The 20,643-nt window shown below is 62.6% G+C and carries 13 protein-coding genes; 3 read left to right on the plus strand and 10 right to left on the minus strand.

Going from position 1 to position 20,643, the window contains the following annotated elements:
- Window positions 1-107: 107 nt before the first annotated feature.
- The 9 genes from LFT49_RS05700 to LFT49_RS05740 form a co-directional block, all read right to left on the minus strand.
- Complete coding sequence (locus LFT49_RS05700; protein WP_237430007.1) at window positions 108-3,404, minus strand: UvrD-helicase domain-containing protein; 3,297 nt, start codon at window positions 3,402-3,404, stop codon at window positions 108-110.
- Entirely contained in the window at window positions 3,401-6,181 is a 2,781-nt protein-coding gene (locus LFT49_RS05705; RefSeq protein WP_237430008.1) for a PD-(D/E)XK nuclease family protein, read from the minus strand. Before LFT49_RS05705 ends, LFT49_RS05700 begins: the two co-directional genes overlap by 4 nt.
- Before the next feature lie 50 nt (window positions 6,182-6,231).
- Window positions 6,232-8,739 carry a sigma-70 family RNA polymerase sigma factor gene (locus LFT49_RS05710; protein ID WP_237430009.1) on the minus strand — a complete coding sequence of 836 codons (2,508 nt, stop codon included), beginning with the start codon at window positions 8,737-8,739 and terminating at the stop codon, window positions 6,232-6,234.
- Window positions 8,740-8,817: 78 nt separating this feature from the next.
- Complete coding sequence (locus LFT49_RS05715) at window positions 8,818-10,503, minus strand: nuclease-related domain-containing DEAD/DEAH box helicase (RefSeq protein WP_237430010.1); 1,686 nt, start codon at window positions 10,501-10,503, stop codon at window positions 8,818-8,820.
- Window positions 10,500-11,063, minus strand: coding sequence for a hypothetical protein (locus tag LFT49_RS05720; RefSeq protein ID WP_237430011.1), 564 nt, complete (start codon window positions 11,061-11,063; stop codon window positions 10,500-10,502). Before LFT49_RS05720 ends, LFT49_RS05715 begins: the two co-directional genes overlap by 4 nt.
- A 243-nt stretch (window positions 11,064-11,306) precedes the next feature.
- Window positions 11,307-11,987, minus strand: a complete 681-nt coding sequence (locus LFT49_RS05725; RefSeq protein WP_237430012.1) for a DUF6308 family protein — start codon at window positions 11,985-11,987, stop codon at window positions 11,307-11,309.
- Window positions 11,988-12,014: 27 nt separating this feature from the next.
- Entirely contained in the window at window positions 12,015-13,181 is a 1,167-nt protein-coding gene (locus LFT49_RS05730) for a TY-Chap domain-containing protein (RefSeq protein WP_237430013.1), read from the minus strand.
- Between the two features lie 382 nt (window positions 13,182-13,563).
- Window positions 13,564-15,105: an ADP-ribosylglycohydrolase family protein gene (locus tag LFT49_RS05735; RefSeq protein ID WP_237430014.1), complete on the minus strand. Its 1,542-nt coding sequence runs from the start codon at window positions 15,103-15,105 to the stop codon at window positions 13,564-13,566.
- Entirely contained in the window at window positions 15,102-16,067 is a 966-nt protein-coding gene (locus LFT49_RS05740) for an ARPP-1 family domain-containing protein (protein ID WP_237430015.1), read from the minus strand. Before LFT49_RS05740 ends, LFT49_RS05735 begins: the two co-directional genes overlap by 4 nt.
- A gap of 93 nt (window positions 16,068-16,160) precedes the next feature.
- Here LFT49_RS05740 and LFT49_RS05745 point away from each other — a divergent pair, with 93 nt between their 5' ends.
- The 3 genes from LFT49_RS05745 to LFT49_RS05755 all read left to right on the plus strand — a co-directional run bounded on the left by LFT49_RS05745 (window position 16,161) and on the right by LFT49_RS05755 (window position 18,879).
- A complete protein-coding gene (locus LFT49_RS05745) occupies window positions 16,161-16,829 on the plus strand; it encodes an NUDIX domain-containing protein (protein WP_237430016.1) in 669 nt (222 codons plus the stop codon).
- A 110-nt stretch (window positions 16,830-16,939) separates the two neighbouring features.
- Window positions 16,940-17,404, plus strand: a complete 465-nt coding sequence (locus LFT49_RS05750; RefSeq protein ID WP_237430017.1) for a hypothetical protein — start codon at window positions 16,940-16,942, stop codon at window positions 17,402-17,404.
- A 185-nt stretch (window positions 17,405-17,589) separates the two neighbouring features.
- On the plus strand, window positions 17,590-18,879 hold the full coding sequence (locus LFT49_RS05755; protein WP_237430018.1) for an ISL3 family transposase: 1,290 nt from the start codon (window positions 17,590-17,592) through the stop codon (window positions 18,877-18,879).
- Window positions 18,880-19,051: 172 nt separating this feature from the next.
- Here the strand turns inward: LFT49_RS05755 and LFT49_RS05760 are convergent, their stop codons facing one another.
- A complete protein-coding gene (locus LFT49_RS05760; RefSeq protein ID WP_237430019.1) occupies window positions 19,052-20,641 on the minus strand; it encodes an SIR2 family NAD-dependent protein deacylase in 1,590 nt (529 codons plus the stop codon).
- Window positions 20,642-20,643: the final 2 nt, after the last annotated feature.

Raw genomic sequence — 20,643 nt, forward strand, 5'->3', positions numbered from 1 at the left:
CTACCCGACGACCGGCCCCGGCCACGTTGAGTGGGGCGTGCTGAGGTGGGCCTGTCAGAGCCCAAGGTGCCGCCACCGTTGGTGGTGACGGCACCCTACGCCTACGCCTACGCCCTTCCCCCAGCGCCCACGTCTCGAGACTGACGGCGGATTTCGGCGTCGCCAGTCCTACAGAAAATCAACACCAGCTCACTCACTTTTTGGCCGGTGATGCGCTCCACCATGCCCGCATAGGTGGATAGCTGACGCCAGTAGGCCGCCAAGGTCTCCTGCGTGACACTGATGTCAGTCTTGAAGTCGGCGATGACCAAGGTCCCGTCGTCCTCGCGGTACATCAGGTCAATGATGCCTTCGAGAGTGATTCCGTTGTTGGGTGTGACCACGGGAAGCTCAAGCCAGTGCTTCCGGTCAGCTGCACGCTGAACAGGCGCGCTGCGTAGTGCAGAACGTGCACGTTCAGCCAGGCCAGCTGCATCTGCCAGTCCGGCCGTGCTGGCGATCCTTTCGGCGAGAACGTCGAGGTTCTCGTTTTCTCTTAGGTCACTTAGCTCAAGCAGCCGGTGCAGGGCCGAACCGAACTCCTTGCCATGTTCCCCGCCTGTCGCTGCCGGAGTCGGCAGCGAGCCGTCCTCATCAATGCTCAGAAAATGCGGGGTCACATCCACCTCAGACGCATCAGCGCCGTCCGCTCCTTTGGCAATTGCCGTAACGGAGGTGGACGACACGAGGGCCGAATTCTTCTGCCAGACATCGCATTGCTGCTGCCACTCTTCAAGCGCTTTGACTGGCTGGACTTCGTGAGCCGACTTCGCATGAAGAGGCATATCCTCTGGGATGCTGAGAGCTGGCGCGGGAACGGCGTCGGCTGCGTCCTTGAGCAATTGCCCGAGACTGTTCTTGGCATTCACGTAATGGGAAATGACAAGGTGGCTTTCCGCGCGTGTGCAGGCCACATACAGGAGGCGGCGTCTCTCAGCGTCGTCGAATTGCTTCTCGATGGCTTCGGCTTCTCCGTATCCCGCGGACCGTATGTCGCTAATGAAGTGCACTTGTACTTGTGAGCTTTGATCCCACAGGGCAGCAGCCTTTTGATTGTTAGGTCCGGAACCCGTGCCAGCGAGAATCACCATAGGGAATTCGAGCCCTTTAGAAGCGTGGATGGTCATGATCCTGACGGCTTGAACGTCCGTTTCCGGCACTACGGCTTCTTTGACCCGTGAGTTTTCCTCCTGCTGCACGGCCGCCCACACCAGGTAATCACGCAGGCCGCCGTGAGTGGCCTCCGTCCATGCCCGAGCTTGATCAATGACAAAGCGCAGCCGGCGCCAGACATCCCGGTAACGCGGCGCATCAACTGCCGCCTCCAGCATGCGGCGGTCTGCAACTAGCCGCTCCATAATTTCGGCCGGTGTCAACACCTCAATCTCACGGCACAGGGACGCAAGGTAACCGATGGCATGCGCCACAGTGGAGCTTTTGAGCGCGTCGGGCGCAGGCGCAAAGAGGTTCCAGTGTCCTCCAGCCCGCTTCCACTCGAACAGTTCATCGTCGCCGCATCCGAACATGGCCGACCGCAGTGACAGCACAAGCGCAGCTTCATCCGCTGTATTGGAGATTGCCCGCATCGCCAGCAGCAGGTCGGTAACCTCCTGAGTGGAGTAAACCAAAGACGATGCCTCAGCCCGGTACTCAATGCCGGCGTCGTCGAGCGCATCCTCAAGAGCGGCGAGGGACGTCCGGGTTGGGATCAGGACACAAATGTCCTTCAATTCAACTGGCGAACTTGTAAAGCCGTCGCCCGATCGCTTGCTCTGCTTCTGCCACGCTGAAAGACCTGCGGTACCGGTCGCGATTCTGATGACTGCGGCAACGTCGGCAGCTTCCTGCCGGCGCATGCTGTCTGCAGAGACCTTTCCCGCTTCGTCGGGCTGCGCACCGCCGCGACCAATGATTGAGACGGCCGGGCCATGTTCGTCGCTCCATTCGGGACGCCGGGGATCAGGCACCAAGGCCTGGTATTCCGGCTGAACCGTGCCGTTGGCCGTGATGAGCTCACCGAACGTGCCGTTGATCCACTCAAGCAGCTTTCCTGTGGAACGGAAGTTCGTCTGGAGTGACGCGATTCTGGAATCCGCGTCGTCTGAGAAGCGCTGCTGTGCCGCGAGGTAGGTGGCGATGTCAGCCCTGCGGAAGCGGTAGATGGACTGCTTCGGATCACCGACAGTAAACAGCCGGCCGGGAGGTACGCTGAGATGCTCCCAGCCGTCGGGTCCGCAGACGTCGCTGGCGGCTATCCGCGTGGCCAGTTCAGCCTGAATGGGGTCCGTGTCCTGGAATTCGTCCAGCATGATGCAGCGGTAGCGATCATGCAGGGCAGCGTGGATGCCCTGTTTGTCCTTGCCGATGAGGAGGTCCCGCGCGTGAACGAGAAGGTCGTGATACTCGAGCTCGCCGCTCCGCTGACGTTCGCGAGCCGCTTGAAGAAGGACCTCGGCCATGGCGGCGGTAACGGTCTCAACGGCGGGCTGTACAAAGCTGTTGCGCAGGGCTATCGCCTGCTGGGCCAGATCTTTACAGGAGCTCCGCACCTCGGCGACGTTGATGGACCAGTTGCCCCTTTGCCCCCCACTAAAGCCGGATTGCGGAACAGCGTGGAGCAGCTCGAGGACGAGGCCCAGTTCGCCGGATTCTGCCTCGGAGAGGCGACCATGCCAGCTCTTTATGTGTTCGAAGGCGGTCAGCAGCTTGTCCGCAGGGTCAGTGCAATGGTCGGCATGTGCGAGGACGTCTGAAGTTTGGCGGAGAAGTGGACCAAGATCTACGGCCGGGATATGCCGCCTACGGGGAGGATGACTTTCCAGCCGGTCCCAGTTGGCATCCAAGTCTGCCGCAACGTTTTGCAGGTGGTCAAGCGAAACGCCGACGGCGAGGAGTATACGGAGTGCGTCGTCCAAGGACGCGTCGGCGAACAGTTTCTGGCGGGCATCTTCCCACCGCCGCGTGAACGCAATCTGGGACCGCAATTCATCCACCACAGTGATCAGGGGAGGAACTCCGGCCTCGATCGGATGTTCGCTGATGATGCGCGCCGCGAAGGAGTGGATGGTGCCGATGGGAGCCGTATCCAGCTGGTCGAGCGCCCGCCGGCGCAGGTCTGTGGGGCTGGCGTCCGTCAGCCGCCGACGTACCCGTTCCCGCAGCTCACCTGCTGCCTTTTCGGTGAAGGTGATGGCTGCCACGCTCTTGAGTTCGACGCCGGCGTCCACCATCGCGCAGATGCGCTCGACGAGTTCATGCGTCTTGCCGCTTCCTGCACCCGCTTCGACGAAGATGTTCGCTTCGAGCTCCTGCTCGATCAGTGTTCGGTCGGTTTGGTCCGTGAGTTCCAAGAGTTCAGGGTTCATTTCTCCGCCTTCAGGAGCTGGGCATAGGGCTGCAGTTCGAAGGCGTTTTGAAGCTTCAACCACTGCTGGCCGAGCTCTTGGGCGCCCATCATGGTGGTGAAGTTGACGTATCGATCCGACTCAGGCCTGGGCGGGAAGATCCCATTCCGCAGGGCAGAAATGATGAAGCCCACATCTGTGCGCAGTTGCTCCACGACCTCGTCAGTCACTGTGTAGCCGATTTTGGCGAAGGCACCTGCTTTCGAGATGAACCAGTACTCTGCCGTGACGTCGGACGAAGAGTCCGCGAGTGTTCGGGCAAACAGTCCGTAGACCGGAAGCTGGTAGCGGGTGCCTTCCGCGGTGGGGTGGTCCCTGAGCGGTTTGTACTTGTCGGCCTTGCCTGTCTTGTAGTCGATCACGCGGACACTGCCGTTGGACTGCTGGTCAATCCGGTCCACCTTTCCCCGGAAGCGGACCGTCGTGCCGTCGTCGAGAGTCAGTTCAACGGGCGGGTGGGTGTCCGTTTCCTCGGGCCCGAAACTCGCCTCTTCGGCGAGGTACTTCCAGCCTTCTGCAGACATGTCCTCGTCGTCCGCTAGCACACGTTTCAGGTCTTGGCGGAGCATGGCCTGGTTGCGTTCCCACACGTGGCTAAGCCATGCCGGATTTGCGACTTCCTCAAAAGCGGCGTCTGCTAATTCCATAAGGCGGTCCACCGAAGGCGGAAGGAGGTCTTTCGTGACGCTGCGGACATAGTCTTCCAGCACTCGGTGAACCAGGATGCCCCGTTGCTGCGGCGAGATCTGCACTTCGAGTGCCACGTCCTCCAAGATGCTGACTTTCAGGACGTGTTTCATGAAGTAGCTGAACGGGCTGGTGACCCATTCCTCAAGGCGGGTGGGGGACAGCGGCTTTCCGGGGCCCACAATGATCCCTGCATATGCACCGAGGTTGCCGTTGAACCTCGAGAAGATACCATCCCGCCTGTCCCGGGTGGCAGCCAGCGCACGCTGCAGCGCCTCGTCCTCTTCCAATACGGAGGTGCCCTTGTCAGCGGTGAGGATACGTCGGAGCCGCCATTCCTGAGCTGTTGGGGGCAACGAATCGGAGGCGGGTGCGCCGTTTTCAATGCTGTGGGCGAAGGACCGCAGTTGGTCCTGGGGGTCAGGTTGGCGGTCGATCCAGCGTGACACTTCGTAACTCCCGGAGCCGCGCAGGTCCCCGCGGGGGCTCGTGATGAACCGTTCGGATCCTGTAGCGAGGGCAGCAAAGAACTGTTTCTTGTTGGCCTCGGCACGCTCTTCAACCGTGGGGAGGCCAATGGCCAGCATGGCACGGGCGCTGTCGGGCAGCAGTGGGTTCTCCCTTGTCCGTGCTGGCGCAAGCCCTTCCGCAACCCCCATAAGGAAAACGACATCAAGGTCCCTGGCGACCGCATCAGCGAAGCTACCCACGACGACACCCGTGCCGCTCTTACCGGTCCAGCGGCCTTTTGAAGCTATGCCGTCTTCCAGGGCGCTTTGTAGGAGTGCCGGACTGGGCAAAGGACCAACAGGGTCCAGATGCCGGAGATCCGAGGCGGCTTCGACCAAGGCGTTGCGGGCAGCGGTTTTCTCCGGGCGTTCGCAGGCGCCCTTGGGCCCCATGAAGTCCTCAAGAAGCGAGATCAGTGACGCGGAGGCGTCATTCCATGAGGCAGCAGCCTGGACCAGGCTTATCCGTGCCGCCAGTGCCTCTTTGAAGGACTGGAATATCCGGAACTTTTCGAAGTAGTCCGCGTGGGCGGAGGTGTCTGCTCCTGCATAATCCTCTTCGGCTGGTGGATTTGCGTAGAACCTTTCACATGCTGCGCTGCTGGGCAGTTTCTGCTCGTGCCAGGAGAAGGCACCTTCCGCGTGGATGTTCAGGATGGTCCGTGCGTCGAGATCCTGCGGGTCTAGTTTCAGCAACTGAAGGAGGCCGCGGGCCAGGGGCGAGTCCATGAGCCGGTGGGCTGATGGACCGACGAAAGTGACTCCCGCCTGGCTGAGGCGCTGGGTGAGCAGCGCGGCGTAGGGCTGGGAGGCCGAGTGGAATATTCCGATGCGGTGGCCCGGTGTGCCTGCCGCAAGCCGCTCGACGACAAGGCGCACCACCGCGCGGGCTTCATCGTCGGCGTCGGACGCTGTCAGAAGTCTTGCGCCATTCTCTGCCGAGCCGGCCGCTCTGACATGCTGCATCCCGGCCGCTTCGAGGCTTGCTCTGAAGATTGCCTCGGCGGGACGGCTTTCTGTACCGAGCATGAAACCGATGATGGTGCCGAGTCGCTGCGTCACGGTTCCAGTCGCGAGCTTCGTGCTGGCAAGGGTAAAAGCCTCGTGGTCCGTGTACCACTCCCGGCCCAGAGCCTCCTTTGAGGCGCAGTGAAGCCGCAGCACTTCCTGCATCAGTTCTGGCAGTTCGGGATCGGCAGGATCCGGAACTGCGTCGAGGAGCTCGGCTGTCCTGGATATCGCACGGGCGGTCGAGGGCTGGCCGGCGACATCCTTGAAAAGCCCTGGTTCCTCCAGCAGGACCCGGCTCACGGCCCCAAGCCGGAGGATGGGGAGAAGGGGACGCCGCCCGTTCACTGCGACGTCGTCGGCGATGAGTTCGGTTGCGAGGTCCTTGAGTGTGAACGCCCTGACCCCCACACTCCCAGCGCCCCCGTTGAGGGTCCTGCCCAGGTAACGGGTCACGTCCAGGCCAGCGGCATGGGAAGGGACCAGGATGGTGACTGGAGCCAGCCGATCGGCGGCCTGGGCATTGCTGATCATTGTTTCTAGCTCGGCCAAAGCGAGACTGACCGAAGGGAAAATTGTGCAGGTCATGCAACACCACCGTAGTTGTACTCGCGTAGGGACTGGGAACGTTCTGGTTCTCTGAGCAGAGCCATGGTCTTCGACTCGATCTGGCGGATGCGCTCGCGCGTAACGCCGTAGACCTTGCCGATGGTGTCGAGGGTCTTTTCCTCGCCGTCATCGATGCCGAAGCGCATCGCAATGACGCCGGCTTCCCGCTCTGTCAGGGTGTCCAGGACCGCGTGCACTTGGGCCTTGAGCTGTTCCTTGGCGATCTGGTCAAGAACATCAACGTGCCAGGGATCGAGGAGCTGGTCCGCCAGCGGCTCCAGTCCGCCCTTGCCGTCCGGTACGAGAGCGTCCAGCGAGCGTACTGGCTGGTCGAGGGTAAGCAGTCGTTCGACTTTGACAGCCGACTGATCAGTGAGTTTGCCGAGTTCCTCGAGGGTGTACTCGAGACCCTTTCGGGCGGCATCGCGCTGCACCGCCTGCACTTTATGGATCTGCTCCACCATATGGACCGGGAGCCGGATGACCCGCGCCTGGTCTGCCAGCGCCCGGGTGACCGCCTGCCGGATCCACCACGTGGCATAGGTCGAGAACTTGTAGCCCAGGGTGTAGTCGAACTTGCAGACGGCTCGATGGAGACCGATGTTCCCCTCCTGGATCAGGTCTAGGAAGTCCATTCCCCTGTACACGTAAGTCTTGGCGATGGACACCACCAGCCGAAGGTTCGCCTCAAGTAATGCGTCCGCAGCCCGCTCACCCAAATGCGCGATCATCCGTAGCTCACGGCTTTCACGACGCCCCCGCGGAGTGCCGTCCGCCAGCAGGTGTGCAGCGTAAAGGCCGGCCTCGATGTCCTTGGCGAGCTCCACTTCCTGCTCGGCTGTCAGCAGGTCCGCGCGGCCTGCCCGCTGCAGGTAGTCCGAAACGCCGTCGTCGCTAAAGCCCTCGAGCCCCTGGAGCTCCTCGAGCCAATCGGAGTCGCCAAGATCAAACGACGTCGGTGCGCTCCCGTCCTCCTCCGCAGCGGGCTCCACCACCGGCTCAGGCGCGGTGCCGCACTCCGGTCCAGCGCCGTTCCCGGGCGTGCCCGCTGTCGTCCCGACAGTCTGGGGCACTGATGCCTCTTCAGGTTCGGCCTGGCGGAGGAACTCCTGCAACACGTTCAGGTCTGTCTTGATGTCGAAGAAGCCTACGTTGCGGGCGAACGGCAGAACCTTCCCCAGAAATTCCTCGCCCTGGACGTCGGGGTCCTCCACCGTCCCTTTGGAGTACAGGACAACCAAGCGTCCAGGGCGTCCGTCGGCCTTCTTGCGGATGACACGGCCGAGCCGCTGCACCATCTGGCGCTGGCTGCGGTTTGCGGCAACGATGATCCCGAGGTCGGCCTCCGGGACGTCAATACCTTCGTCGAGGAGCCGCGGCGCGGTCAGAACCTGCGACGCGCCGGTACGGAAATCCTCCAGGCCCTGCCGGCGGTCGTCCTTGGCCATGCCGCTGAACACTGCGGACGCCGTTGATCCGAGGGACGTATACAGCTCCTGCGCCCGCCGCGCGGAATCTTGGGTCTGGGTGAAGACCAGCGTCCCGCGGGACCCATCAACCGTTTCCTTCAGTGCTGCCAGCGCCAGGTACTTCGTCTTGGCCTCGGCCAGCAGGTTGAGCCGTGAGGACATTGCCCGCATGTACCGCCGTGCGATTGTTGCTTCCCGGCTGGGGGAGTCCGAAGCCGCCAGCGTGGCCACCGCGGCAATGAACTGCGGGAACGGTCGGCGGGGAATGCCCGCGTACGTCTCGAGGTTCCGCGCCGCCTCCACCATCACGGCGGAAAACTCGTCGTAGTCGGCCTGTTCTGCAGGGGTCAGATCAACGCCAACCAGAGCGATGTCGAACGGGGCGATGACCTGGTCCTTCAGCGCGCGGTCGTACCAGAGGTTGTAGATGACGCCGCCGAAGTAGGGCGTCAGGAGGTTCTCGTGCTCACCGTCCGCCCTTTCGAACGTGGCCGTCAGCCCAAGCCGCCAGGCGTACCCCTCCTGCAGCGCAGCGGTAAACATGGGTGCCGCATAACGGTGGCATTCGTCGGCGATGATGAGTCCGGCCTTGTGGGAGCGGAGCGTCTCCCGGTTGGACGCCGAGTGAACGATGGCGACGAGGATGTCGACGTCATCGAGGGAATCGGACCGTCCATCACCGAGGGCACCACGCCGGGCGGCGGGAAGGTCCCGGCGCAGGGATACCAGCCATTGGCGCTGCAGCTCCGCCGTTGGCACCAGGATCAGGACTTTGATGCCCCGCCGTACTGCTTCGAAAGCGGCGGCGATTCCGACGCGTGTCTTGCCGGAACCGGTCACGGCTTCCACGACGCCGCGGCGCGCATTCGAGTGCCATGCCTTTAAGGCTTCCTGCTGCCAGGGATACAGGAAGGCATAGTCGTACGAGGCAGGCACCGCCGTGGGCGGAGCTTGGACCGGCACCCCCGGAAGCGTCGCGACCGGGTGGTGCCCGGCGTCGGCTAGTTCTGGCATTTCATCCCCCATTGGACGGTTTTGATCTGGTGCCTGAAGAGTATGGCGAGGCCCTGACAATTTAGGTGAGCAGCGCCACTAACCGTCTTCCAGCGCCGGCTTCCACGCCTCGCTCCGCGACAGCGCATGCTTCAGGTCGCGCCCGCCCGCTTCCTCCAGCAGCCCGGAATCACCCACAACAACCAGCAGGCTCCGCGCCCGGGACAGCCCGACGTAGAGCTGTTCCCGTGCCCTGCTCATGTCCTTGAAGCCGTTGACACAAAGGACAACCACGGACCGTTCCAATCCCTTGAATCCCAGCACATGGCCGTAGAACTCACCCTCATTGGCATGGAAGTCCCGCCAGTATTCCTCGGTGGCATCGCGCTTGAAGTAGTCCAAATGGATGGGGTGGCGGTCCTTGGTGGTGAGGAGCGCGATCTGGTTGTTCGCCCAGCCCTCGTCGATTAGGGCATCCACACAGTCATCGGCGACCTGGAGCGCCTCCTCCGTTGGGCAGTCCACGAACCGTACGGGCAGGCCGGTGCTGCCGCGGGGTGTGAAGTACTCGCCCGCGAAGGGCTTGAAGGTCTCGGCGATCTTTCGGGTGTTGCGGAGATTGTCGTCGATGTGGATGGGTACTAGCGTGGCCATCGGACCATGGGTGAGGTCCGCCGTCGCGCCTCCCCAGCGCTGGTAGACGTCCTGCCGGTCATCCATAAAGGCGTACACCTCCCCGGCGTCGGGGTCGGTGGTGCAGGCGAGCAGCGCGTCCCACCACAGAGGAGCGAAGTCCTGCGCTTCATCGACGACGACGGCGTCCAGCCGCTCGTGCGGCGCCATCCTGCCTGCCAGCTCCTTCAGCAGGCGGGGCATCTCGACGTCGAAATAGTCTTGCCCCTGCCCGTCGGGGACGCCCAGCCCGCGCACGTATTCGTGGAACTCGCCAGTGAACACCGGCTTGGCCTGTCGCCAGGTTGCGACGCGGTCCTGAAGGTACTGCCCAAGGCCTTTGTTGTAGCAGAAGAGGCCCACGCGCTTGCCCTGCTTGCTGAGCATGCGGGCTTTTTCGACGGCGAGCCAGGTCTTTCCGCTGCCGGCGCCGCCGGTGAAGCGGATGCGGGGGAGCGAGCGGGTGGCCTGGAGCAGTACGGACTGACGCTCGGTGAGGTGGTCCTGTGTTGCCTCGTCCTCCTGGGCGGTGGTGGAAGGTACGACGGCGGTGTCCAGGTTTCCGCCCAGCTTGCGGACGATGCGTTCAAGGAAAGCCGGGGCCAGTGGGGCGGCGCCGCCGCCTTCGTTTTCAATGGCCTGGCGGACGAGCTCCGCGGGGGACCTGCTGTCATCTTTGTCGACGATGAGTGGCCGAGGGCAGCCAGCCATGGTCCAATTCCGCGGCACGTCGGTATAGGGCAGGCTGACCATGTAGGCGCAGCGGCTGCTGATACGTGAACCTAGCTGGATCTCAAGCCAGTCCTTGAGCGCATGCAGTGAGCTCTGCGACTGCGCCACCGGGCTTTGGATTCTGCGCTTCTGGTTCCGGTCCGACTGGTACCACTGGCTGTTGTCGATGGAGACCTGGCCGCCCTTGACCTCGATCGCAGCCATGCCCACATTGGGCCAGAGAACCAGCAGGTCAATCTCGTATTCGTTCCGGCCGTCGCGGACCTGAACCGAATGGGCAAGGACGCAGTCGTCGGGGAGGCTGTTCCTTAGGGCGGTCCAGACGGCCTTTTCCGCGTGATGTCCCTCGCCGAACTCCGGTTCCTCCGGAATGCACCTCACCGCGCCCTAACCTTGGTGTCCTGGAAGGCGGGCAACCCAATCTGGGCGCGGATATCAGCAAGGTCCTGCGTATTCCGGTCGATCTGCTTCATCTGTTTCTTTTCGATGATCGAGGAAAGAATGCGATTCGCGATCGCCAAGCCCACCAGCGCGAAGGAGGCCCATCCCGCGGCGATGATAAATTCCGGCATGGTGAAGAACGCGTTCTTCAGTGCAATGACATTGTTCAAGTTGCCCGTCAGGCCGTCCAAGATGTCATTCAAGGTGTCGGTGACGGGCTGGAAGAAGGGTCCCGCGGACAGTTTAGGGCTTTGAAGCGTTGCATCTCTCCCGACCGACCAGCGCGGATCCATGAGGTGCGCAAGGATATAGAAGACCACGGCGAGATTGGCCGCGGCAAAGGCCGCCGTACCCGCAGTGGCGGCGGTGACAAGCCTGGCGGCGATTGTCAGGGGGGTGGACACGCGGCTTCCGAGTAGGAACAGGAAGCCGACAATCAGGGCAGCGGACAATACGAGATTCCTGAACGTGTCTACGCTGGCTCCGCTGAGCATTTCCATCAAGGGGTATCAATCTTTCCACTGCTGTGCATTTGAACGCGCACGGTTCTTAGGCTCCGGCCGCCGCAGCTTGGCATTGCCGCGCTGAGTTCAGAAGTTGTTTCAGATCATATTTGTATCAGTACGGCCCAACATTATTCGTTTGCTTGGTCCACGGCTTCAGGAGTGTCCTGAATTGGGGCCTTCCCTGGAAGCCCGAAGGACTTCCCGGAATGACAGGTGCGATGTCGGCTTGAGGGGGCTTTACTCTTGACTGCTTGCTGAAGACATTGGAAATTGTTTCCCGTACATCCACAACACGATGTCCATAACCCTGAGGTCAGAAATCAGTTCTTCCACGCCCGAGATTTCGCGTATTTTCCGCAGACGTTGCTGCAGACCAGGATCCTCCGTGAATGCACCATGCCAAGTTAGCCATTGGTTGTCGGACTTCTTTAGGCCCATTAGAGGCGCCACGACGGAATCGTAGATAGGAATTAGATGCGGACGTTTTCGGGCCATAATCTTGCTGGCTTTTGTTCTCCCTACGCCCCATCTGCCAGTGTCACGGCCCCGCAGGACATGCCAAAGTTCCAGCGCGGCGCTGTCTTCGCCAAGGACTTGCGGAAAGTTGGCAGGAGAGACATGCGCAAAGTTGTGGTCGCTAGGAATCTCCTTCAGTAAGCCGGAGATTTTGTCTTTGTGTGCATCTAGAAATCCGATTGCAGCTTCGCCTGGGATCCTTACCGACAGGAAAGACACGGCAATCAAGTCGTCGGCCGTGATGGTGTCACGGTTCTCGCCTGAGTCCCCACCTCCCGCCCATGAGCTGAAGTAGCTACCTGTGTAGGCAGGAAGGCCGTCTGGTAAGCGCCGATAGTAAGCGGCGACGAGACGGGCCGCTTCTTCTTCATTGCCTTCGGTGAGGATCGTGGGGAGTGTCATGCTGGTCCTTCTACTCAAAATGGGAATTCAGCTGGCATTGCGGAGGGTTTGCACGGATCCTTTCAGGACGTCTGCCACTGTGACGTCACCGTCCGGGTTGGTTCCCGAGGGGAAACTCCCGGTGTGCCATCGAAGCTCGTCAGCGTCATAGCAAGACCTGCCGTTTCTGAGCCCCTCAAGGGTGACATGGCCGGCGTCCTCCAGCGGGACGGCTTCTTTGTACCAGTTGGGGACCTCTACATCGGGTTTCGACCAACCGTGTTCCAGCAGATGCACGGGATAAATCGGCCAGTCGTCCGGTTGCAGGAATTCCTCGGAGACGATCTCACACCATGCACCGTCAGGCCCCGGGGTGACTTGGGCATACGGCTGAGGCCCTCCATCCGCACCGTCTCCGTATTGAATGCTGAGGAACGAGTTCCACGGCATCGTTCGGAGCACTTCACTGACGAGTTCTCCTGCTCGTGCCCACGCATGATCCGCCGCAGCCTCGGTTCGCAACTGGCTGACGATCCCGCGGAGCTCATCTTCTTCCAGTGGTACGTAGGCACCGATCACGGATTCCCACGCTCCAAAGTGCCGCCCTATGGCCACCACTGAGGGACGTTCCCGACCCATAGCTGTTTCGGCAATCATCCAACTGTCATAGCTGGCGACATCTTTTGGTGACCCGAAGAGAAATCTTGTGGCGCGGTATGCCTGAGAAGCATCTTCGTAGTCGTGGGGTGAAAATTCACCGCGCACATGTGGAAGTGTCATGCCCACCGACGTAAGTGCCGCGTGCCAGGATCCTTCTGTTCGGTCGCGAATTCGCTCCGCCGAGGGTGGAAAGTTCGAATCGGCATCAGCACCTAGTTCGAGGATTATCGCCTCCCGCGCGATCTTGTACTCGGAGTATGAGATCCCCGTGTCCTCACCACTACTGATCCTCTCGGCTGTAGTTTCTATGAGAGCAATAACTTGGCCCATCTGCCTTGACGAGAGCTGGTGGCTCAGTATCATGCGGTACTCCTGAAGGCCGGGCAGCGGCATCTTACCCAGTGCGAACTCAAAATCAGGTTCGAGCCTCCGGTGATATCCCGTTACATAGAGAAGGCCCATCTTGTCTGTCTGATAAACGCGCGGCGGTGCGGAGTCTGCGTCCTTCAACAAGTGCGGGCTCTTCAACAGCTCAGACGCTATATCCACGTCCATTGCGGCACCCAAAGCAACCAGGACCTTGGGTATGTCATGGCTTTCAATCCCAGCACTCAGGAGCTGATCTATGCGTACTTTGCAGGTACGCAAAACCTCAGCGGTTGCAGAGCACCGCCTGCGAAGAGATTCGGACCGCTCCTGATCGCTCTTATCAGCAACCCGTGTGCTGAGTAGACGCAGCATGTCGTAAGTTCTCATCCCGGCATCGGCCGCAATGCGCCGGAGCGGGTCACCTGCTTGGTAGGCCTTCACTGCCCGACTAGCAATCTGGTGCCGATCTAGCTGACGTCCGTGAGACGTCGGCTCCTGTTCCCCCAAGTGCAACTCTCCCCATTCTGAGCGCCAAAGCGGCATCGCCTCTGATGCCAAATCATTCTTATCAGCTCCCGCCGACATTGTTTGGCAACTGCTCCGCGGGGTCGTCCTTGTGACTTGACGGCAGGCCCGGTTCTTTCAGCACCCTCATGAACAGCGGATTCGGCCGGGCCCGGGGAAGCACCTGCTGGAGGTGTGCCAACGCTTCGACCGCAGAAATGCCGGCAACACGAGCGCCATACAGGGCCGCAACAGTAGGGGTGCGGGACTCCGCCCGGACACAATGCAGGAGCACGGTTTTGCCCTCCGCCCGGTAGCGTTCGACGGCGGCCGCCGCCTCCCCGAGGACAAAGGCCGCGTGTGCGTTGTCGCCTTCAACAGAGGAGTCGACCACCCAGAAGGTGGCATGGTTCTCGGGTGCCACGCCTGGCACATCCAGCGTGCCAAGCCTGCAGAGCGACACCACGGCATCAATCCCCAGCTCAGCCACCTGGTGAAGCGAGCCGACCCCGCCCAGCCACACTCCGTCGTCGTGCGGGTGCCGGACCAGCGCGTCGGTGCGGCCCCACATGCTGTAGTCGTGCCGTTCAGCCCGCGGCCAGGACAGAGGCCGCTGGCCCTCGGCGCGGCCCAGCTCCATGCCCAGAACCATGAGGTCGCGGGCCCGCCGGCCCGGCCAGCCGTGCAGCCGCTGCCGCCACTCGAACGGCACCGCGGTGTAGCCGTACGCCGCGCCCAGCAGGCCGCCCGCGATAGCGGCCACTGTGTCGGTGTCGCGCCCGCCGCGCACCGCCTCTTCCAAAGCAGCCCGAAGATGGGCCGGACCGGCAGCCGAAAGGCCCGCATAATGGATGGCGCTCCATGCCCCCTGGAACGCCTCAACCACCCAGCCGTTGCGGGTGAAGTCGCGGGGCCGGGACCGCTCGGCCGTCTCGATCCGATCCAGCCAGACGGGAGCCCGCTCGGCGGGCAGCAGCGGCAGGCCGGCCCGGACATCGAGCACACCGGTGAGGACAGCATGACGGATGGCAACGCACCACAGACCGCACGCCTCCTGTGCATCAGGATCGGCATGGGTCAGAGCGCTGAGCTCACCGGCGGCAGCCATCAGTTCGGCAGGCTCCCGGTCCAGGTACGCCAGAGCCAGGGGAGCAGTGCGCATCAGGGACCCGTTGCCGGCGCTGCGGCCGGTCTGGGCATGAAAGTCAGTGGCCGCGGCGGCGAAGTCCGAGGCCTGAATCTCGAGGCCGGAAGCAATAGCCAGCCGCCGGGCAGCAGCGATCACCGAACTTGTCTGTGCCCCGACGTCCTTCGCCTCGGCCGCCCAGGCAGTCCACGCCCGGACCACAATGGTGAGCGCCGCGGGGGAGAAGATGCCGCCGTCGGACGCGGATTCGAGCAGTGCCTCGGCGATCGGGATGGCCATGGAGGTGTCGTCGGTCCACTCGGCGGGCGCGAACCCGAACGGGCCGCCGCCCTTCATGGTGACGTCGGCGCCGTCCGGCAGCGGGGCGCCGAATTCGTAGCCGGCTCCGAGGGCGTCGCCGGCGGCCAGCGCGACGAGGACACCGGCCGCGCGGTCATTCTGCAGGGGGTTGAGATTCATGCCATCTCCATCAGGGGGTGTTGGGTGTTCCAGCCGGTCAGGTGGGCCAGCAGCGGGCGGCGCTGGGGGAGTGCGACGGCGATGCCCGCGGCGGTGACCGCTCCGGCGGCGCGGGCAATATTGCGGCTCCGGAGGGAGCCGTGGTGCCGTACTTCAACGGCCGTGGCGCCGCCGTCGAACGTTCCGAAGTCCATCGCCTGCACGTGCGCGGCGAAGTCGCGGGCGCGCTGGCCGGGCATCGGCCCGGAGGCCAGCGCCTGGGGCGGCAGAAGCTCAAGGTCCAGCAGGGCCGACTCGACCAGTTGCCGGTAGTGGCGGCGGAACAGCGTGTGGGTGCCGAACACCTCCAGGAGCAGCGGCTGCCGGGCCAGGCCGATCACCACGCCGCGCTGGCCCTCCAGCGGGGCCGGCGCGTCCGCGGCGCTGAACCGGTTGCGTTCCTCCTTGTCCTCCTTGAACCAGTCCAGGTGCTGGAGGAGTGAGCTGGTGGCGGAGGTGCCCCGGGCGGCGTCGAAGCGGCGGACCCGTTCCCAGATCCGGTCCTGCCGGTTCCCTCCCCGCTGCCCGTTCATACCGTTGGCCAGCTCGGACCAGACGTTCAGCGGCGCGCGACGAGCCTGGCGGCGGTGGCTGGTTTGCCCGTCCTCCCAGCGGCCGGCCTCGACGCAGAACGTATCGATGTCGCGGGTTTCGCCCGGGCCGAGGACGACGTCGCGGGCGCAGGTCCGGTGCTGCTGGCCGCCTTCGAGCAGCTCGCCTTCCAGCAGCAGTGCCGGGTGCGGGCCGTTGTTGGTGACGGTGAGGCGGGACACCTGGGCGCCGCCGGCGAGTTCGGTGACGGCGACGTCGGCGTGGGTGCCGGTGCTGATGCCGAGGCTTCCGGGGGCGGAGGTCCAGACGGGGAAGATGCTGAGCGGGCCGAGGCTGCTGCCGGCGCCGACGTGAAGCTGAGGGACTTTCATGGGAACCTCCAGGGGATTTATCGCATTTCTGCGCTAATTGATTTCAGTATGCACGCATTGCTTCTTTAGCGCAATACTGCGATAAATGTAGGTGTGAAGGATTCCAAGAACAGTCCCGGTCCGTCCCTGCTCGACTACCCGCGCCCCTCGGTGGCGGTGGATACCGCGGTGCTGACCGTTTCGGAGGGGAGCGTCTGCGTGCTGCTGGTGCGCCGCGCGGAGGACCCTCAGCACGGAAAGTGGGCCTTGCCGGGAACCTTCCTGCGTGAGCGCGAAACCCTGGCGGACGCGGTGCTCCGGTGCCTGCGGGAGAAGGCCGGGATCTCCGGGCGGGTGCCGCGGCAGCTGCAGGTGTTTGACGAGCCTGGCCGCGATGACCGCGGGTGGGTGCTTTCGGTCGCGCACGTGGACGTGGTGCCGCTGGCGGCTTTGGAGGAGGCCTTGACGTCCGGCGGCGTCCGGCTGGCTTCCGTTGATGGGGAGCCGGAGCTGATCGCCGGGCTTCCATACGGGCATGCGGACATCGTGGCGAAGGCGGTGGAGTGGCTGCGGGCTGCCTATGCGGAGGCGCCGGACCCTGGGGCGCTGTTGGATGAGCCGTTCACCTTGAAGGACCTGCGCGAGCTGCACGAGGTGGTGGCTGGCGCACCGCTGATGCGCGACACGTTCCGGCGGTTTATGGAGCCGAAACTGGCCGGGACGGGGCAGATTTCGGACGGGACGCGGGGGAGGCCGTCGAGGTTGTGGGTGCGGGGAGGCTAAGGTTCCCGCAGTTTTCGCGCCTGGGCATATTTCGTGTTCTGCGACCGCATAGATAATGTCAGTGCCCGCGCACAAAATGGTCCTGTGGGCAACACAGGAAGGATAGCGCGATGCAGGAAAACAGAACACTGCCCTACTCAACTGATTTCAACCCTAAACCGGAAGAGGCCTGGGAGTGGCGGGTGGAGCTGGGCGGGTTCGCCAGCGGCTGGCAGGACCTGGAATCCGCGGACCAAGCTGTGGAGGTTGCTATGTTGATCATCCACGAGGGTGACTGGTTCACGGTCCAATCTAAGGGCCTTGATCACCGCCCGGCCGGACGGTTCGTCCAAGCGGCAAATACGGGCGACGGCTATTTGGTTGAAGTCGCCCAAGTCAAAGGCAAAACTACGCTGAACTGGCGCGTTGGGTTGGGCCCCGCAGCGGACGCCGCCCGGAACGAGCCTAATACTGGCCCCGCTGATAATCAGAACCTTAGCTTTTCGTCGGTCATCGAAGTGGTTGTCTCATGGCTTCGGGGTGCCGGCCTGCCCGTGGGCTACGGCGCATCGCTCTGCGTCTATGACGCCGACTAAGTCGGCGGCAGTGGCTCCGCCGCTACTGACCTTGCAGACGTGCAGCTGGTGCGCCGCGCCGGGGACCCAACCAGGCTCTTCGTGGTTGGTGGGGAATTGAGTTCGTGTCGTTGAAGACAAGAGAGCCCGTGGCCCTGCTGGGATGAGTGTGTCTAAGCATTCAACCTGGAACAGGACCACGAGCCTTGAACGAGCCTACCGGGGTGGCAACTGATGCTGCCACCATCCTCTTCAACCTGCCCGACTACCGTGTCATCTCCACGAGTATGTCCGCTGGCCGGCGTCAGGTCATTGTCGAAACCGACCACCCTCCGGGGTGCCCCAGCTGCGGGGTCATCGCCTCCCGGCGGAAGGAACGGCGCCTTCAACGGCTCCGTGATATTCCCGTTGCCGGGCCGGTGGACGTGTTTTGGTCCAAGTACCGCTGGTACTGCGAAGAGTCAGGGTGCGACCGGCTCTCGTTCTTCGAATCCACCCCGCAGGTGCCGCGTCGGGCCCGGTCCACGGGCAGGCTGCGGGACCAGCTCGTTGACGCGGTCATCCGGTCCGGCAGGGCTGTATCGGAAACAGCTGCCGGCTTCGCCGTGTCCTGGTGGATGGTCCGGGCCGCTGTGACCGAGGCGTGCCTGCTGCAGCTGCCCGATGTGGACAAGCTCAGCCCGCGGATGCTGGGCCTCGATGAACACCGGTTCCGCTCCGTGCGCTACTTCCAGGACCCATCAACGAAGGCGTGGACCAGGTTCGAACCGTGGATGACAACCATCGTCGATCTGGACACCGGGCAGGTCCTCGGTGTGGTCGACGGGCGGGACCACAAGGGCGTCGGGGACTGGCTCTTCGCCCGGCCCCTGGAGTGGCGCCTGGCTGTGCAGGTCGTGGCGATCGATCCCTCGGCGGCGTTCCGCAAAGCACTGCGAATGTGGCTTCCCCGCACGGCGGTAGCCGTCGATCACTTCCACTTGATCTCGCTGGCCAACCAGGCCATGACCGAGACGAGGCAGAACCTCTCCCAACAGGTCAAGGGCCGCCGTGGCCGGGCCATCGACAAGGCCTGGGCCCACCGCATGCTCCTGCTCCGCGGCGGTGACAGCCTCAGTGCCCGGGCCACCTTCCGGCTGGAGGAAGTCTTCGCCCTCGATGACCCGACCGGCACCCTCCGGGCGGTATGGAAAGTCAAAGAACAGCTCCGGGCAGTGCTCCGGACCGGCTCACTGGAAGACGCCGCCGCGGCCAAGAAGGTACTTGAGGAACTGGTCAAGGCAGCCGCACGGCAGGAGACGAACAGGCTCTACCGCACCGTGTGCAGGTGGTGGAAAGAGATCGAGGTGCTGATCATTACCGGCGCCACGACTGGCAAGGTCGAGGCGAACAACACCGCGATCAAGAACATCAAGCGAACGGCTCGGGGATACCGCAACGCCGCCAACTACAAGTCGGTTATTCTCTTGAGAAGTGCCGTCCGGACGGCGGCATGACGCTCATTCCAGGGATCAATTTCCCCACGAACCGCGAAGAGCCCCCAACCACAACCACGTGGCTAATAGCAGCGTGGATCTTCTGCACTTCTGCATATGTGCTGGTGGCCAGTTTGCCGCTTGTCGGGCGTGCTGCCCCAGGAGAGACCAACTCCATCTTCCGGGGATATGGCTAGCTACTTGGAGCTGACCCGTCCCAGCCGAGATCCCTCAGCATCCGGTGGATGACTGATGTTGTGCTGCTGGCAGGTCCGCGAGAAGAAACGGTGGCGACTTCAAGTAGGGCCTGCCTGAGGGCCGACTCTTCGTCCGTGAGGCCGTCCCTGTAGTGGGGTGCCAACAGGAAGGCGTGGCTGTCAGAGGTGTGAGCAATCAAGGCGTCCAGGAAGATCTCGAGCCGTCTCGCTTGGGCAGCGGTACCAAATTCAGAGGAGTCGCTGTCCTCCATATCGATGAGGTTCAGATGCTTGCCCCAAAGCTTTTCCTGCATGGCGTCGCGCTTCAGCATGAGGGCCGACCCGAATCGCCCGCCTGCTTCTTGCGCAGGCAGAGCCCGGCGGACGTCATGAATTATTTCGTGAAAATGATCATCGGCGAGCCCAAAGCCAACAAACAACAAGTGGTGGGTAATGAGATGCGCCTTCACGAGCGCCGAAAGCGCCTCCCTCGTAGCGCTGTAACCTAAGTAGTCGTCCCGCGTGAGGACGATGGTTTCAGGTTGATCAACTGACCCATGGAGTTTCAGCAGCCATTTGTGAGTCGCGGCTGTACTGTCGTCAGGTTTCTCCCCGGGTATTACTGTGCGTGGGCTTCCCGCATCTTTGGACGCCTTCTCGAAGAGCGTGTCGTAGTTGAGGGTGATGGCACCGCTGGAAGGCAGACAGGCGAGCAAACTGGGCGCAAGCCCATATTGCTGCATGTTGACGGCTTCGCTCACCGTTCGACCAAATCTTATGTCGCCGGCACCGGGAAACTTCTCCTCAAAGTAGGTTCGAAGAACAGCAGCTTGGTCCAAGTTGCTGAGCTCCTTGAGCGCTTTCCTCTCCGGCTTTGAGAGATTTGCGGCTTTTGCTAAGCGGCCTAAGAGCTCGCTCCAAGTGGGAGCGCCAGCGCTAATACTGATTCCAGCGCCCATGAATGGGACCAATCTGCCGGACCGGGCGATTTCACCCAACTCTTTGGCCTTAGCCAACAGGGATGACGACAAAGCGGCCCAGGCAGTGTCCCCTTCCCTCCGCTGTTGTTGGGCGAGAGCGAAGGCTGCCGGATCTTGAAATACAAATACGATATCGACGCCCGCTTCATCGGCGTGCCGGTAAGCCTCCTTCAGAAGGACTCTTAAAATGGCGCCTCGATATATGTTTCCACCGCCGTGGCCGGTACCGAAAAAGGGCATGGCCAGCACCGGACGGCTCACCTGGTTTACGGATACCCTCCGACGGTCGGTAACAGCAGTGGTGGCTACCTCCAGGAATGCACGAAACCGCGGCAGCAACTCATCCGCATCCGAAATGCCTGTCATTGGTACTGCGGTTAGGACCGGTAATGGTGACTCCCGGTCCCACTTATCCGGAGCAAGTGCGAAGGCTGATTCTTCCATAATCGAAGCCAGGTCCTGCATCTGCAGGGCTTCTTCAAGCGCGGGCAATGCATTCGTCCACCGACCACCCGGCCTTGCCCGCCGGTCGATGGGCAACAGGAACGCATCTGACCTGAAATTGAGCAGGTCGCCCATCGTGACAAAGACATGCCCTTCTGTCATCC

The organism is Arthrobacter sp. FW306-06-A, assembly GCF_021870055.1.
In the GTDB taxonomy this organism is placed as follows: Bacteria; Actinomycetota; Actinomycetes; order Actinomycetales; family Micrococcaceae; genus Arthrobacter.